The sequence below is a fragment of the Alicyclobacillus kakegawensis NBRC 103104 genome, from assembly GCF_001552655.1.
GTDB classification, from domain to species: Bacteria; Bacillota; Bacilli; order Alicyclobacillales; family Alicyclobacillaceae; genus Alicyclobacillus_G; species Alicyclobacillus_G kakegawensis.
This window is the reverse complement of record NZ_BCRP01000011.1, coordinates 38,628-55,174: the sequence shown is the minus strand read 5'-3', so window position 1 is coordinate 55,174 and position 16,547 is coordinate 38,628. Positions and strand designations below refer to the sequence as shown.

The 16,547-nt window shown below is 61.4% G+C and carries 13 protein-coding genes; 8 read left to right on the top strand and 5 right to left on the bottom strand.

The genetic code is table 11. The features are described 5' to 3' along the window. The first annotated feature begins 15 nt into the window (after positions 1–15). From AK2_RS10065 to AK2_RS10035, 8 genes are all read left to right on the top strand, one after another. Positions 16–435 carry an acyl-CoA thioesterase gene (locus AK2_RS10065; RefSeq protein WP_067933910.1) on the top strand — a complete coding sequence of 140 codons (420 nt, stop codon included), beginning with the start codon at positions 16–18 and terminating at the stop codon, positions 433–435. Next, positions 432–1,643: an MFS transporter gene (locus AK2_RS10060; RefSeq protein WP_067933907.1), complete on the top strand. Its 1,212-nt coding sequence runs from the start codon at positions 432–434 to the stop codon at positions 1,641–1,643. The genes AK2_RS10065 and AK2_RS10060 overlap by 4 nt, the downstream gene beginning before the upstream one ends. 322 nt (positions 1,644–1,965) lie before the next feature. Beyond that, the gene (locus tag AK2_RS10055; RefSeq protein WP_067933905.1) at positions 1,966–2,976 is read left to right on the top strand and encodes an amidohydrolase family protein; all 1,011 of its coding nucleotides are present in this window, start codon (positions 1,966–1,968) and stop codon (positions 2,974–2,976) included. A 203-nt stretch (positions 2,977–3,179) separates the two neighbouring features. After that, entirely contained in the window at positions 3,180–3,347 is a 168-nt protein-coding gene (locus tag AK2_RS16890; protein WP_157076300.1) for a hypothetical protein, read from the top strand. A gap of 128 nt (positions 3,348–3,475) precedes the next feature. Further along, positions 3,476–4,327, top strand: a complete 852-nt coding sequence (locus AK2_RS10050; protein ID WP_217994686.1) for an ABC transporter ATP-binding protein — start codon at positions 3,476–3,478, stop codon at positions 4,325–4,327. Then, positions 4,311–5,135, top strand: coding sequence for an ABC transporter permease (locus AK2_RS10045; RefSeq protein ID WP_067933903.1), 825 nt, complete (start codon positions 4,311–4,313; stop codon positions 5,133–5,135). The genes AK2_RS10050 and AK2_RS10045 overlap by 17 nt, the downstream gene beginning before the upstream one ends. Positions 5,136–5,310: 175 nt before the next feature. Next, complete coding sequence (locus AK2_RS10040) at positions 5,311–7,071, top strand: 2-oxoacid:acceptor oxidoreductase subunit alpha (protein WP_067933900.1); 1,761 nt, start codon at positions 5,311–5,313, stop codon at positions 7,069–7,071. Beyond that, the gene (locus AK2_RS10035; protein WP_067933897.1) at positions 7,068–7,931 is read left to right on the top strand and encodes a 2-oxoacid:ferredoxin oxidoreductase subunit beta; all 864 of its coding nucleotides are present in this window, start codon (positions 7,068–7,070) and stop codon (positions 7,929–7,931) included. Before AK2_RS10040 ends, AK2_RS10035 begins: the two co-directional genes overlap by 4 nt. A 106-nt stretch (positions 7,932–8,037) precedes the next feature. On the opposite strand, the gene AK2_RS10030 is transcribed toward AK2_RS10035, so the two are convergent. The 5 genes from AK2_RS10030 to AK2_RS10010 form a co-directional block, all read right to left on the bottom strand. Beyond that, positions 8,038–8,850 carry a pirin family protein gene (locus tag AK2_RS10030; protein WP_067933894.1) on the bottom strand — a complete coding sequence of 271 codons (813 nt, stop codon included), beginning with the start codon at positions 8,848–8,850 and terminating at the stop codon, positions 8,038–8,040. A 366-nt stretch (positions 8,851–9,216) separates the two neighbouring features. Beyond that, entirely contained in the window at positions 9,217–9,624 is a 408-nt protein-coding gene (gene mntA / locus AK2_RS10025; RefSeq protein WP_067933891.1) for a type VII toxin-antitoxin system MntA family adenylyltransferase antitoxin, read from the bottom strand. Positions 9,625–9,726: 102 nt separating this feature from the next. Further along, positions 9,727–11,805 (bottom strand): bifunctional homocysteine S-methyltransferase/methylenetetrahydrofolate reductase, encoded by a 2,079-nt coding sequence (locus AK2_RS10020; protein WP_067933889.1) that lies wholly within the window; start codon positions 11,803–11,805, stop codon positions 9,727–9,729. Positions 11,806–11,910: 105 nt separating this feature from the next. Beyond that, positions 11,911–15,339: a methionine synthase gene (gene metH / locus AK2_RS10015; RefSeq protein ID WP_067933887.1), complete on the bottom strand. Its 3,429-nt coding sequence runs from the start codon at positions 15,337–15,339 to the stop codon at positions 11,911–11,913. Beyond that, positions 15,336–16,502 (bottom strand): trans-sulfuration enzyme family protein, encoded by a 1,167-nt coding sequence (locus AK2_RS10010; protein WP_067933885.1) that lies wholly within the window; start codon positions 16,500–16,502, stop codon positions 15,336–15,338. Before AK2_RS10010 ends, metH begins: the two co-directional genes overlap by 4 nt. Positions 16,503–16,547: the final 45 nt, after the last annotated feature.

Genomic DNA, 16,547 nt, shown 5'->3' with positions numbered 1-16,547 from the left:
CCTTTGGAGGACTGAATGAAAGCGCGAGAATTTGAATTTATCTTTCAGGTCGCGTGGGCGGACACGGATGCGGCCGCCATCGTATATTATCCTAACTTTTTTAAGTGGATGGATCAGGCGACGGCAGAACTATTCAAGTCCATTGGATTGCCGCTGTCAGAATTGTTCAACCAGGACATTGGCGTGCCTCTAGTGGAGGCAAAGTGTCAGTTCAGGAGGCCCGCCAAGTTCGAAGATGAGATACGGATCGTATCGCGTCCGGCAATATTGTCTGAGAAGTCTATCAAAATAGAACACAAGGTATATCACCAGGACACACTCATTGCAGAAGGGTACGAGGTCAGGGTCACGGTCCGTATCAACAACGGCAATATCGTGTCGGTGCAAATGCCGGCACGCTTGCGCAACCTGTTGTTGGGGGGGGATGTGGGGTGAAGAAGCATGAGATCATAATCGTTGTTTGCGGGTTTATCGTATGGGGACTGCTATTCATGGATCGTATGAGCATCTTGTACATGATGCCCTTCATTGCTCCTGATTTGAGGCTGACGGCTACTCAAATTGGCATGCTCACGTCAGCTTTGTCCATCACATGGGCATTGTCATCCTCCATATTCGGGCGGATATCGGATCTCGTTGGCAGAAAAAAGATACTGATTCCGGCGATATTTACGTTTTCCGTATTTTCTTGGTTCAGCGCTGTCGCGCGGAACTTTGTTCAAATGGTGGCCTTCCGTGCACTGCTGGGGGTCGCCGAAGGCCCTACAACCGCCACTATTTACGCGACTGTCACGGACGAGTCGGCTCCTGCGAGGCGCGGTTTGAATATTGGACTGACGATGTCGGCCAGTGCTCTGGTTGGCATGGGTGTTGCTCCCATCATCTCCACACAGTTGGCGGCCCATGTTGGGTGGAGGTGGACATTCTTTCTAGTGGGTATCCCTGGGATCATCATGGGGTTCATTGTCTGGAAATTTGTGCGAGAGCCACAGGAGAGGGTGGTGGAAAAGCGAGAACACCATGCCTATGGGGAATTGTTGAAGTATAGAAATATCTGGTTCTCCATGCTGGGCTCGGCCGGGATGATCACATGGCTAATGCTCACGAACACCTTTGCCTCGGAGTACCTCGTCGAAGTCGCTCATATCAGTAAGACCCAGTCCGGCCTCATACTTGGCATTGGCGGCATTGCGGGCTTTCTCTGGACGTTTGGTGCGCCTTGGCTCTCGGACTATGTCGGTCGCCGATGGACCATTTTGGCATGTGGACTTCTTGGGGCCCTGACGCCGTTTGTGTTCGTATATTTTGGGAATAGTGTGCTGCTGCTTACCATAGGTGCTATTCTGTTCAACGCGGGTGGTGGCGCCGCGCCATTGGTCACGGCAGCCGTTCCCAGTGAGAGCGTGCCGCATAAGCTGTCTGGCGCAGCCATTGGCATCTCCGTCGCCATCGGTGAGATCATTGGCAGTACCATTATGCCGACTGTGGCAGGCGCTGTTGCGTCGCAAACCAGTCTCGCCGCTCCCCTGTGGCTGGCCGGGATTGGCGGTGTGGCTATGATGGTTGCGGGGCTGGGGCTTAGGGAGACCGCACCCAGGAAAGTGGACAGGCTTCCTTCAGCAGAGCCTGCGGTGGAGTTGTAATCTGAAACACCCGAGCGACAACACCACCAGACAGACTGTTTGAGCGACGTTCGGATCTAAAAATAACACAATTCTGGATTATCGTTAAGAGGGTTCCAGGCATGCTCCCTTCTGTTTTCATGCAGCGACTAGGGTAGATTTCCTTCAAGACATTGACAACATTGTTCCTGGGTGAGATCATTTTTGTGAATCATTTTGTTGATGATCATTGAATCAGGCCGGGGACTCCGCGAATGGGTTCCGATTTGGATTGCGCATGTGTTCTTGAACCACACCCAACCGCGTAAGGAAGGCACGCCGGACGAGGAACGGAGGGGGAGTCATGGTCATTGATTCGCATGGTCACGTGGTCGCTCCCATGGAGGTGTACGCATACCAGGCACACCTGCTCGCCAGCCGGGGAGCTCCCAGGCAACACATGGTGCGTCCGAATATCAGTGATGAATTGCTGGAAGAGACCCTGAAGGGACAATTGGACTTGTTGCGCAGCGTGGGAACCGATGTGCAATTGGTTTCCCCCCGCCCGTTTCACATGATGCATTCTCTGAAGCCTGAGAAAATCGTACGCGAGTGGACGATGTTCACGAACGATATCATTGCGCGCCAGGCCAAACTGCATCCGGACGTGATTGTCGGGGTCGCGGCGCTGCCGCAGTCTCCGTATACGGATTTGAGCGCTTGCATTGAAGAATTGGAACGGTGCGTCAATGAGCTTGGGTTTGTGGGGTGCTTGTTGAATCCGGATCCAATGGAGGGCGAAGGTCCCACGCCGCCAGGATTGGGGGACGAATTCTGGTATCCCTTATATGAAAAACTGGTGGAGTTGGATGTGCCCGCTCTCGTCCATTCAGCCAGCTGCAGTTCGCCTCGCGAATCGTACACCTTGCACTTTATCAATGAAGAAAGCATTGCTATCGTTTCGCTCTTGGAGTCCAGGGTATTCGAGGATTTCCCCACGTTGAAGATCATTGTGCCCCATGGAGGCGGGGCAATCCCCTATCAAATCGGCAGGTTTAAGGCATGGCGGTACCGGGACAAGGATGCGGAACCGTTTGAGGTAAGCGTACGGAAGCTCTATTACGACACGTGCAACTACTCGAAGGACTCCATCGAATTGTTGCTGAAGGTTGTCGGTTCGGACCGGGTTTTGTTCGGTACAGAAAAGCCCGGAACGGGGTCGGTGGCGGATCCTCATACAGGGAAAGACATGGACGACCTGAAACCGGTGATTGAAAGCATCGAATGGTTGACCCAAGAAGACCGGAACAACATATTCTGGAAGAACGCGTTGGCTGTGTATCCTCGGTTGCGGAGCCACCTAAAGACGGAGTAGAGTCGTCACCGGGCCTCACGAATCAGGAGGGCAGTGCCACGGGGATGTTGAAGCCTCATCTCTTCGGGCATGAAACGGCCAGAGTCACTGAAGTTCTTGACTCTGCTTTCGTTCACTGGTAGCATAAGGGCATTGGTGAGTCGATGTTTGGATGACGTACCAGCACCAGAACGATGGAAGGCTGCTGGAAAGGAGGATGTGTGATGTCGCAGATTCGGCGCAATGCATGGCTGGGACTGAATCACGTCGTTGAGGCTCAGCTCGGCGGTGGGGTTACCCTGGGGATTTTTGCGTCTGTCAGCGCCATCACGCAGACAACTCCAATATCCGGCCTGCGACTGCCTTTCCATCACCGGCGAGACGCCAGTTAGCGTCTCCTGCGCCGCGGGCCAGGCGCCCGTGGCGGGCATGCATATAATCTTTTGCGCAGACAGCCACGGGACAGCCCGTGGCTTTTTCAATTGTTCTCTTTCAGTTTCCGCGAAACGGAGGGATTTGAGTGTTGCATCAAACTGGCCCGGTCATTCACTGCGACCACGTGGTCAAGCGCTTCTACGAGGACGCCCAGCCGGGCGACTCGGGCGTGGTGCGGCGCGGGCTGTGGCGCCGCCGCAAACGGGAGGTGACGGCCGTCGCGGGCATCTCTCTGGACGCCCAGGCGGGCGAGGTGCTGGGCATCTTGGGCGCGAACGGATCGGGCAAGTCGACATTGATACGGCTGATTTCCACGCTGCTTCTGCCGGACGACGGCACGATTGAGGTGTTTGGCCTGGACGTGACCAAGCACGCGCGGGAGATTCGCCGCCGCATCAACCGGGTGTCGGTGGAGGCGTCGTTCTTCAAGAAACTGTCGGCGTTGGAGAACCTGATGTTCACCGGGCGCCTGTATGGCCTCGGCGCCCAGGAGACGAGGCAGCGGGTTCATTACATCCTCGGGCGCCTTGGCTTTTCGGCGGCGAAGGTGAACGCGACCCTGGAGAGCATGTCGCGCGGACAGCAGCAGAAGGTGGCCATCGCGCGCGCCTTCATGACCACGCCCGAGCTCCTGCTGCTCGATGAACCGACGACAGGGCTCGATCCAAAGTCGCGCCGCGACGTGCAGGACTTCGTGGAGGAAATCAAGGCCAGGCGCGAAACCACCATCATCTTGACGACGCACGATATGGCGGAGGCGGAGCGGCTGTGTGACCGCGTCGCCATTCTGGACGCCGGCCGGCTGGTGGCGCTGGACACGCCGCAGGCGCTCAAACAGCAGGCGGGAGCGGACGTGGAGTCGTTTGAAGACGTGTTTTTCGCGTTTGTCGGTCGCGAGGATTGGGAGGAGGCGATGGCGGATGAGGACCTCGCTTGAGGGGGCAATCGCGCGTGAGACGGGCACCCTCTATGCCTTTGTCGAGCGCAACTTCCGCCTGGTGAAGCGGTATTTGTCTTGGGAAATTGTCTTTTTGTTTTACAATGTCATCAACGCTTTGACCATCGGGCTCATCGGGTACCAAGTGCCGGCCGGGCAGCGCAACACAACGATTTTATACCTGGTCATCGGAGCTCTGCTTTGGGGATACCTGTCCATCTTGTTTGACGAAGTGGCCAACTCCATCAGCTATGAGCGCTGGGAGGGAACCATCGAATACACGTTTATGGCGCCGATTCGCCGCCTGACGCATCTTTTAGGCACTTGCCTCTACGGGGTGACCTACGGCATCGCTCGCACGCTGGTGGTGCTGGTGGCAGTGGCGTTGTTTTTTCACCTGTCCCTCAGCCATGCCAATCTCTGGGCGGCCGTGGTGGTGCTGTTGGTATCGAGTCTAAGCTTCATGGGGCTGGGGCTGATTGCCGCCGTGCTGCCGCTCTTGTCAACAGAGCGCGGAGCGCAGGCGACACACATCATCCAGGGGGTCATCCTGCTCATCTCAGGAGTCTATTATCCGGTGACGGTCTTGCCGCATTGGGTGCAGTGGCTGTCCTGGCTCTCGCCGGCTACCTACTCGTTGGAGATGGCGCGGTCGGCCCTGCTCAATGACGCTGGCTTGGGCGATTTGTGGCTTTCCCTCCTGAAGCTGGCGATCATCGGCGTGCTGCTCATCCCAGTCGGGCTCTGCATCTTCGTTGTGGCGGAGCGCTGGGCGATGCGCACGGGACGGTTGAAGCGAAACGGTTGACAGGCGGGTGTACAGGCTGCCGGTGCGGTGCCCCGCGCCGGTGCCTCCCCGAAAATCATGCTAGAGCGGGCCAAACGTCTCTCTATCATCATGATTTTTTTGCCTTCAATATTTGACCAATTCGAAAGTGGTAAAATAGACTTAGGAAGAAGACCTCTACGATGGGGGGATCACCGTGAAGGACATTGGCTGGAAAGTCGGCGGCAAACAGGGCGAGGGAATAGACAGCACGGGTGAGATCTACGCATTGGCGATGCATCGGCTGGGATACTTTGTGTTCACGTACCGTCACTTCATGTCGCTGATCAAAGGAGGGCACACCAACTACAAAATTCGAGTGGCGGACGACATGGTACGCCACCATGGCGACGATACGCACGTCCTGATAGCATTTGACCAGGCCACGGTGGACCACAACTGGGGTGAACTGGTCGATGGGGCCATCGTCATCTACGACCAATCGTCGTTTCAGGCCACTCCACCCACTGCGGCGAATGTGCACCTGTTCGGCGTCCCGCTGACCGACATCGCCCGCGAGACGGGCGGACCCATAATGAAGAACATGGTCGCCATCGGCGTCACCGCGGCCATCAACGAAATCTCCCCGGAAGAGTTCCGGCCCATTGTCGAAGACAAGTTCAGCCGGAAAGGGCAGAAGGTGGTCGATAGCAACATGGAGGCGCTGCGGCGCGGCCATGCGTATTATCAGGAGCACTTCCAGGTTCATTTCCCGGTGCCGGCAAAACCGGTCCTGGCTGCGGGAGCGGACCACCTGTACGCCTCCGGCAACCAGGCGACGGCGTTTGGAGCCCTGGCGGGGGGATGCCGAGTGCTGGCGGCCTATCCCATCACCCCGGCAACCGAAATCATGTACTGGGTGCTCAAGTATTTTCCCAAATACGGTGGCGTGGTCTTGCAGGCGGAGGATGAGATCTCCGCCATCAATATGGCCATCGGCGCCAACTTTGCCGGCGCGCGGGCGATGACCTCGACGTCGGGCCCTGGGTTCTCGCTGATGATGGAAGCGCTCGGCTTGGCTGGCATGTCGGAGACTCCGGTCGTCATTGTGGACGTGCAGCGCAGCGGCCCATCCACCGGTTTGCCGACGAAGACCGAGCAGAGCGATCTGAACGAGGCCCTGTACGGCACGCACGGAGAAATTCAGCGGATTGTGCTGACGCCGCGCACCGTGGAGGAGTGCTTCTTGTTCGTGGCGGACGCGTTCAACCTTGCCGAACGCTACCAGTGTCCGGTCATTGTTTTGAGCGATCTCTATTTGGGCATGTCGTACCAGTCCATCGCCGGTTTTCCGCTGGACCGGGTGCGCATTGACCGCGGTAAACTGGTGGCGGATGCAGACCTGGTCGGCCTTTCGCCGTTCCAATATCAACGTTACGATCCGTCCGTCCCCGACGGCATCTCGCCTCGCGCCTTGCCTGGCCAGCCCAATGGGCGTTATACGGCGCTCGGCAACGAGCACAACGGCATCGGCCTGGAGGTGGAGGACCTAGAGACGCGTGTGGTTCAGGTTGACAAGCGGGCCCGCAAGCTCTCTGGTTTCAAACATGAAAGCGGTGTCAGCGTCGACGGAGATGCGAACGCGCGGTTCGCGTTCATCGGGTTTGGCAGCACGTACGGCGTGCTGGAGGAGGCACGCGCAAGACTCGCAGCCGAAGGGGTGATTGTGAAGCACATCCACTTCTCCCGCGTCGGGCCGTTCCCAACGGAACCCCTGCACGAAGCTATGGCCGGCGTCGACCGGGCCCTGGTTGTCGAGCTGAACTCGACAGGCCAGCTGGCTTCCCTCATCCGTCAGCATGCCGGGTATCATGATAAGCTCGCCTCCTGCCTCAAGTACAATGGCGATCCGATCCTTTGTAAAGAAATCATATCCAGGTCCCACGAGGTGTTTCCCGCGGAGGTGCTGAACGCATGATTACAATGAAGGATTTCAAGACGGAGAAGGCCACCTGGTGTCCCGGCTGCGGAGATTTTGGGGTGCTGAACGCGCTGCAGAAGGCGGCCGTGGATCTCGGCATCCATCCAGACGATATCGTGGTGGTTTCCGGCATCGGCTGCTCGGGGAAAATTTCGCAGCATTTCGGGAGCTACGGGTTCCACTCCTTGCATGGCCGCTCCCTGCCGGTGGCGCAGGCCGTGAAACTTGCAAACAAAGACCTGACGGTCATCGCCGCCGGTGGAGACGGCGACGGATTCGGCATCGGCATGGGCCACTTCATCCATGCCATGCGGCGCAACGTCGACATCACCTACGTGGTCATGGACAACCACATCTACGGCTTGACGACCGGCCAAGCGTCACCGACCAGTGATGTCGGTTTCAATACGAAAACATCCCCTTACGGGACGGTCGAGGCGCCTATCCATCCGATTCAATTGGCGCTGGCCCAGGAGTGCGGGTTCGTCGCCCAGGGGTTCTCAGGAAACATCAAACAACTGACCCAGCTGATAGAAAAGGCCATCTGGCACAAAGGGTTTTCGTTCGTCAACGTATTCAGTCCCTGTGTGACTTTCAACAAGGTCAACACGTACGACTTCTACAAACACGAACTCGTTAACTTGGATGACGATGACACGTACGATCCGCACGACCGATCCGCGGCATTGGCCCGTGTTACAGGCCGCGAAAACGTGGTGGTCGGCCTGATTTACGAGGACACCACGCGCTCATCGTTCGAGGATGCCACGTACGGATTTCCCGAGGAGGCCATCGCCAAACGCGATTGGGCCCTGTCCCGGGAGGAACTGGCGGAATTGGCCGCCACGTTCCGGTAGAGAACAGCGCTCAGAGCGCGTCCCCGCCACGGCCGCGGACGACACCAAGCCAATCCTTGGGCTTGGTGTTGTATGCCGCGGTTGTGTCGCCGCGAGCTTTCAATTTTCAATCGACAAACGGACCGTTGTAGATGGGGCGTTCGCCAATCGGCGGGCCCGCCGCATAAGCAAACCGGACCCCTGTGTCCTGGGCCGCCACCAGCAGCCTGGCTTCGCCCGACAAGCCGGGGATATGGAACAGGTCCCCCTTGCCGGCCACTTCGGCGTCGGCGTCCGCCCCGGCTGTGGACCCCGACAGACTGGCTGTTGGATTGTCTCCTTGCGCCGGGACCAACTGGAAACGGCCGCTTCCTTCCAGGACGTAGATGAATCCCTGGTGGCCGGCGGGCAGGATTTCCTCGTACCGCTTGCCGGCGTCCAGGCGGACATCGTAATACAGGATATCGCGGTGGACACGGACCGGCGAGGCGGGGCCCACGATGGTCGTTACCGTGGCGCCGTCGCGGCTTGTGATAGGCAGATCAGCCGGGGAGAACTCCGCGTAGGATGGTTCCATCTGCTTGTCCGCCCGCGGCAGGTTTATCCACAGTTGCAGCCCGGTCGCCGTCTCGTCTCCGTGCGGCATCTCCGAGTGCACCAGGCCGCGCCCGGCCGTCACCGTCTGCACGCCTCCGGTCGGGATGACGCTCGCGTGGCCATAACTGTCCTCGTGCGCCATGGCGCCGCCAAGCACGTAGGAGATGATTTCAAACCCGCGGTGCGGATGATCCGGAAACCCATCGGGCTTAGTCATGGCAAAGTGGTCCAAGAGGATGAAAGGGTCAGGATACAGCAACCGCCGGGTGGGGAACACGCGCTGCGGCATCTTGCCCATCACGTCCGGGTTGGTCGCTCGTTCAATCTTCTGTAAGCTGTTCACAGTTTCACCCTCGTATCAAAATAGTAACTTACCTTTGGTTAGAACCAGCATACACCTCTGTACCAAAATTGGCAAGGCTGAGACCAGTGTCGCCATCCTGGCCGCGGCGGACATGGCCGAGCGGCGGCAACAGGGCGTGTAAACGTTGCTGTGACACAATGGAGGCGAGCTGAGAGCGGACGGGGTGGGGCGCTAGGCGTCCAGGTCCATCATGAGGTCGCAATAGGTGCGAAAATCATCGAGGTGACGCTCAATAATACTCTCGACAATGGAAATGTTGAGTACGATTACCGTCGTATTCTTCAAGGATTCGCTTGATGCATCGGCGAATGGTCTGCACCTTGTTTAGAATGACGTTGTCCGCCGTCAAAATGCGGTTCCCCTTTCCTTGAGGCGGTCCAGTACGCACTGGCGTTCTTCATTCAGCATGGCATAGGCTTTCATGGCACGTATCACGTATACACACCGCTGGTCTCGGTCTCGTTCGTACAGAAGCCGTCCATACGCGACAATTTCTGCCTGCATGACGGTGCTCGCATGGCTCAAATCCACCAGGTCGACTTCGCGCTTCAGTAGATCAGCCAGCTCCTGCGCGTGTAAAAAGGTATCGTAGGGGTCAAGCGGCTGGTCGGGGAGAAACGCCAAGTCCACATCGCTGTCCGGGCGCAGTCGTTCTTTCGCAGCAGAACCAAACAAGTAAATGACGAGCGGATGCACGCTGTCCACCAGATGCACGGTGACGGCCCGCAGCTGCTGCTCGGACAGTGTGTTCATCCGCTCACCACCTCGCTCATTCCTCTTTTCCAACATTATCATTATAGAATAAACATCGCCCTGTCTGACAGACGTCTCCCTGTTAGGATGGCCGCGTTCCACCTACGCATACTGCCTGGCGACGGCAGTGCTGCGGATGAATTCGGTCAGCTGCACCGTCAGCTCATAGCGCAGGAACGGAGTCACCAAATAGATGCCGCGAAAGTGGTTGAGCGCCTCCTCGATGAGCGTCCTGGCGATGGCCAGTCCCGCTTCGGCGGCGGCGTCTGGCGGAGCGGCCGCCATGCGCGCGCGCACCGACTCCGGGATGTCGATGCCGGGCACCTCGTTGTGCAGGAACTGGGCGTTGCGGGCGCTGGTCAACGGCATGACGCCGACGAACACCGGCGCGTCAAAGCCTTCGGTCGCGCGGGCGATGCGTTCAAACAGCCGGATGTCGTACACCGGCTGCGTCATCACGAAATCCGCCCCGGCATCCAGCTTGCGCTGCAGCCGTTCCACCGCTTTGTCGAAGTTGCGCACGTGCGGATTGAAAGACGTCCCCACGACGAAGCGCACCGGGTGTTTGAGCGGCTGGCCGGAGAACGCCACACCCTGGTTGAGCCGCCGCACCATCCGGGTCAGCTCGGTGGACGAGACGTCGTAGACCGACGTGGCGCCGGGAAGGTCGCCGAAGCGGGACGGATCGCCCGTCACGAGGAGGATGTGGTGGATACCCAGCACGTGCAGGCCCATCAGGTGGGACTGCTGGCCGATGAGGTTCCTGTCGCGGCAGGTGACGTGCACCAACGGTTCTATGCCTTCCGCCTTGAGCAGGCTGGCGATGGCCATGTTGCTGACGCGCACGGTGCCGAGCGAGTTGTCGGCGATGGTGATGGCGTCCGCTCCCGCCCGGATCAAGGCCCGCGCGCCCTCCAGGTAGCGGCGGACGGACGGGGTGCGCGGCGGATCGAGCTCGACAATCACCGTCACCTTCCGCCGCACCCGCTCGACCAGGGAATCGAGGGGGACGCGCACCCCGGCGCTCGTCTCATCTTTTGCGGCTGGGAGCGGTGTACGGGCAATGGTGACCCTACGGTCGGTTTCGGCAACCGGCGTCTGCGGCTGGCCCGAGGCGGCCGTGACGCCGGTCGGCGGGCTATCGGGGGCTGCAGCCGGCGTCTGCGCTGCCGGCCGCCAAGTGGCCAGCCGTTCGGCCAAGGCGCGGATGTGCGCGGGCGTGGTGCCGCAACAGCCGCCCAGCAAACGCACGCCGCAATCCGCCAGTTGCACGAGAATATCGGCGAAGTACCCGGCGCTGCCGGTGAAGGTGTAGTCTCCGTCCTCCAGGTGCAGCATGCCGCCGTTCGGGACCGCCGCGTACAGGCCGTCTGGCCGCAGGCGCAAGCCTTCGTAGCTGCGCAAAATGCCCGCCAGGCCGAGTCGGCAGTTCAGCCCGACCACGTCCGCGCCCGCTTGCTCCATGGCCAAAAACGCCTGATCAAGCGGTTTGCCGTCGCGCGTGACGCCGATGGCGTCCGGAGACAGAGTGGCCACGATGGGCAACGGGGTCAGGCTGCGCACCGTCTCAATCGCCAGCAGCAGCTCGTCGAGGTCGGGGAAGGTCTCGAGCAAAATCCCGTCCACGCCTTCCTCCAACAAGGCGCTGGCCTGTTCCTCATAGACGGCCGCAAGCGAGGCACGAGGGTGGCCAGCCGTCCCGGCGTCCAGCCAAGCATGCGGCGCGTGCCCCAAATCCGCGGTCGATCCGATGGTTCCCAGCACAAACACCTGTCGGTCAGACCCGCCAGCCGCGCCGGCGGCCGTGGTGTCAAAGGCGCTTGAAACGTCTGCAGCGGCGAAAACGGCCGGCCCGGACCTGGCGGCGCGGGTCCTGGCCGCGGCCGACTTGGCGATCCGTACCGCCGCTCGGTTGATGTCCGCCACTTTGTCGGTCAGCCCGTGCCGGGCCAGACCCACCCGGTGGCCGCTGAAGGTGTTGGTCTGAATGACGCTCGCCCCAGCCTCAATGTAGGCTCGGTGCACGCGTTCCACCCAGCCTGGGTGCGTCAGACACAGGGCTTCCACGCAGACGCGGATGGGCGCGCCCGCCTGGTGCAACAGCGTCGCCATCGCGCCGTCGCCGATGACTGGACGCTCGCGCAGGGCGGTGAGGAAATCGGTCGCAGCGGCCTGGGTCATGTCGTCATCTCCTGTCTGTTTTTCATGATTTCGGCTCCGGCGGTGTCCGGGAGCGGACGCCTAGGCGGGCCGCTTTGCGTCGCAGCCGGCCGGAGGCGCCGTGGCCTATTCCGCGTTGAAGTACCTGGCCTCCGGATGGGCAAACACCATCGCCGACACGCTCGCCTCCGGGTCCATCATGAACCCGTCGGTCAGCTGCACCCCGATGTCCTCGGGGCGAATCAGCCGAAACAGCTTCACTTGGTCTTCCAGGTTGGGACAGGCCGGGTACCCGAACGAGACGCGGATCCCCTGGTAGCGGGCGACAAACCGTTCGCGCATCGTCATCTCCGGCGCATCCGGGAAGCCCCAGCGGTCTCGGATGACCTGGTGCAGCCGCTCCGCAAACGCCTCTGCCAGCTCGAGCGCCAGGGCTTGCAGCGCGTGCGAGCGCAGGTAGTCGCCCGTCTCTTTCCAGCGCTCGGCCAGCTCCCGCACTCCGCGGCCGGCGGTCACCGAGAACAACGCCACATAGTCCATCACCCCCGCGTCCTTGGGGCGCAGGAAGTCAGCCAGGCACAGATAGGGAGGTTTGGCCTGCCGCGGGAAGACAAAGGTTTCCAGGATTTGCGATGGATCGGCCGGATCGTACACGTGTACGGCGTCTCCATCCGCCTGCGCCGGGAAGAACTGGTACACCGCGTGCAGCTGCAGGAGTCGGTCGCGGCCGCATTGGCTCACCAATTCGTCCACGAGCGCCAACAGTTCAAGCGCCTTTTCGTCCCCTTCGGACAGGCGTTTTTCCACGTTCCCGGGCAACCCCAGGTGCTTGCCGAGCAGCATCTGCAGATTGAGGTACGGGCGCACATGGGCGAGCGGGACGTCCCGCAGGATGTGTCGATGAAGGTCGGGCGGCAGAAACACCGGCGCGTCGCGGCGGACGGGGGAGACCCGGGGGCCCGCCGCCTCGGCTGGCGCCGCCTCCACCGTGCTGCGCCCCTCCATCTCCCTCCGCACGGCCTCCAGTTCCACCAACAGCCCTGGGCGCGCCTGCTCGTCCACCAGCCGGTTGGCGTAGTCCAACCCCTCCATCGCGTCCTTGGCGTAGATCACGGGGCCGTCGTACTTGGGCTGGATGCGGGTGAAGGTGAACTTCTTGGTCAGCGCCGCTCCGCCGACCAACAGCGGCGCCTGGATGCCCGCCTGGCGGAAATCCTCGGCGGTGACCACCATCTGTTGCGCCGACTTGACGAGCAGGCCGGACAGCCCGATGATGTCCGGCTGAACCTCGCGGTAAGCCTGAATCAGCTGCTCCGGCGGCACCTTGATGCCCAGGTTGACGACGCGAAAGCCGTTATTGGCGAGGATAATTTCCACCAGGTTTTTGCCGATGTCGTGCACGTCGCCCTTGACCGTCGCCAACAGGACAGTGCCCTTGTTGGCCGCGTCCGCCCTTTCCATGAACGGCTCCAGGTAGGCGACCGCCGCCTTCATCACTTCCGCGCTCTGCAGGACCTCCGCCACAATCAGCTCGTTGTTGTTGAACAGCCGTCCGACCTCGTTCATCCCGTCCATCAAGGGGCCATTGATGATGTCCAGCGGCTTGTGTTTCGCGAGCGCCTCGTCCAGGTCGGGGATGAGGCCTTCCTTGCTGCCCTCCACTATGTACCGGGCCAAGCGTTCCTCCAGCGGCAGGTCGGCTGTGTCCACCTTGGCGGCCACCTTCTTCTCGCGGTAGAAGGCGGTGAACTCAGCCACCAGTTCGTCGCTGGTCTCAAACAGCAGCCGTTCCGCCAACCGTTTCTCCTCGTCCGGGATGGAGGCGTAGCGCTCCAGCTTCTCCGCGTTGACAATCGCGTAAGAGAGCCCCGCCTTGGTGCACTCGTACAGAAACACCGAGTTGAGCACCTCGCGTCCGGCCGGCGGCAGACCGAACGACACGTTGCTGATGCCGAGGATGGTCGGGCACTCCGGCAGGTGCTGGCGAATCAGGCGGATGCCCTCCACCGTCTCCCGGGCCGACCCGATGTACTTCTCGTCACCTGTGCCGACGGGGAAGGTGAGCGGATCGATGATGATGTCGGACGGGGCGAGGCCGTACTTGTTCACGAGCAGGTCCACCTCGCGCTTGGCAATCTCAAGCTTGCGCTCCCGCGAGACGGCCATGCCCGTCTCGTCGATGGTCCCGACCACCAGGGCCGCGCCGTAGCGGCGGGCCAGCTCGGCGAAGCGGGCGAGGCGGGGCTCGCCGTCCTCGAGGTTGGTCGAGTTGATGATGGCCTTGCCCTGGGAGTGCTTCAGCCCCAGTTCCACCACCTCGGCGTCGGTGGAGTCTATCATCAGCGGCACCTTCACCTTGCGCACCGCGTGTGGCAAAAACGCCGCCATATCGGCCGCCTCGTCGCGGTCTGGATCGGCCAGGCAGATGTCAATCACCTGCGCGCCCGACTTGACCTGGGCGCGGGCGATTTCGGCCGCGGCCTCGTACTGGCCGTCGGCGATTAAGCGGCGAAACTTGCGTGATCCGATGACATTTGTCCGCTCGCCGACGATAATGGGCCGGTTGTCCTCCTCGAAGAACACCGCCTCCAGGCCGGACACGGCGTGCCCGTGCCGTTTGGCGAACGGGCGTGGCGGCTTGCCCAGCGTGACCTGGCGGATGGCGCGGATGTGCTCGGGGGTGGTGCCGCAGCAGCCGCCGACCACGTTCAGCCAGCCTTGCTCGACAAAGTCGGCCACCTTCTTCGCGAAGCTCTCCGGGGTTTCGTGGTAATGGCCGTCTTCGTCCGGCAGGCCGGCGTTCGGGTAGCAGCTGACCCCACAGGTCGCCAGGCCCGCGAGGACGCGGACGTGATCGCGCATGAATTCCGGGCCGGTGGCGCAGTTAAGGCCCACGGAGATAGGGCGCAGGTGTTCCACCGCCAGGTACAGGGCGTCTATCGTCTGGCCGGCCAGCGTCGTGCCCATCGGCTCAATCGTGCCTGAGACCATGATGGGCAGCCGCTTGCCGGTCGTGGCAAAGGCCTGCTCAATGCCGAGGCTGGCGGCCTTGACGTTGAGCAAGTCTTGGGAAGTTTCCAGCAGCAGTACGTCGACGCCGCCCTCAATGAGTCCAATCGCCTGCTCTTGGTAGTGTCCGACCAGTTCATCGAAGGTGACCCCGCCCGTCACCGAGAGGCTTTTCGTCGTCGGGCCCATAGATCCAGCCACAAACCGCGGCTGCTCGGGGGAGCTGTACTCGTCTGCGGCCTGGCGGGCGAGCTCGGCCGCGCGCCGGTTGATCTCGCGCGCCCGCTCGGCCAGCCCGTACTCGCCGAGGACCAGCGGGGTGCCGCCGAAGGTGTTGGTTTCGATGATGTCGGCGCCAGCCTCCAGGTACTGGCGGTGGATGGAGAGAATGACGTCCGGGCGGGTGAGCGTCAGGTACTCGTTGCACCCGTCGTACTCCTTGCCGCCAAAGTCGTCCTCGTCCAGGTTTTGCTGTTGAATCATCGTCCCCATCGCGCCGTCGAGGATGAGGATGCGCTCGGTCAGGGCCTGCCGGATATCGGTCATGCTTGGACCGCCTCCAGCGCATGGCGGGCTTGGGCGAACGCCTGGTCCAAATCGGTTATCAGGTCGCCCACGTGTTCGATGCCGACCGACAGGCGCAGGAGGGTGTCCGTGACGCCAATCTCCGCGCGCTTCTCGGGCGGGATGTCGTGGTGCGTCTGCACGGACGGGTAGGTGATGAGCGACTCCACGCCGCCGAGGCTTTCGGCAAACGTGATGATGGAGACGTGGTTGAGAATCGGTTCCACCAGCCGCACATCCTGCACCTCAAACGAGACCATGCCGCTGTACCCGCTCGCCTGCCGCTCGTGCACCTCGCGCCCGGGGTGGTCGGGCAGTCCGGGGTAGTAGACACGGGTGACCAGAGGGTGTTGGACAAGCCACTCGGCGATTGTGCGGGCGTTCTGGTTGTGGCGCTCCATCCGCAGCGCCAGGGTTTTCAGGCCGCGCAGCATCAGGTAGCTGTCGTGCGGGCCGAGCACCGCGCCGATGGCGTTCTGGAAAAAGGCGATGCGCTCAGCCAGGGTCTCGTCGCGGACAGCAATCAGGCCGCAGACGACATCGTTGTGGCCGCCCAGGTACTTGGTGCCCGAATGCAGGACGATGTCCGCGCCAAGTTCCAGCGGCCGCTGGTAGTAGGGGGTCATGAACGTGTTGTCGACCACGGTCAGGGCGCCGTGCGCCCGGGCGACCTTCGCGAGGCCGGCGATATCGTAGACCTTCATCGTCGGGTTGGTCGGAGTCTCCAAAAACAGTGCCTTGGTGCGCTCCGTGAACAGTGGCCGGAGCGCGTCGGTACAGCCTTGGCGCAGGTAGCTGACGCTGATGCCCAGGGGGCGCAGAATCTGTTCAAACAGGCGGTATGTCCCGCCGTACAAGTCGTCGCTGGCAATGACGTGGTCTCCGGGCGACAGGAGGGAGCAGACGGCGTGTATGGCGGCCATGCCCGAGGCGAACGCGAACCCCCGCACCCCGCCCTCAAGCCTTGCGATGGTCTCCTCCAGCACCGTGCGCGTCGGATTGGCCATGCGCGAGTAGTCATAGCCGGTCGATTGGCCGGCCGCCGGGTGGGAGTAGGTGGCGGAAAGGTGAATCGGCACAGCCACCGCGCCGGTCAGCGGATCGCGGCGGTTGCCGGCTTGGGCGAGCAGGGTCTCGATGTTCATCGTGACGGGCACCTCCAGTGGGCATGGTCATAGAGTGGCGGGCCA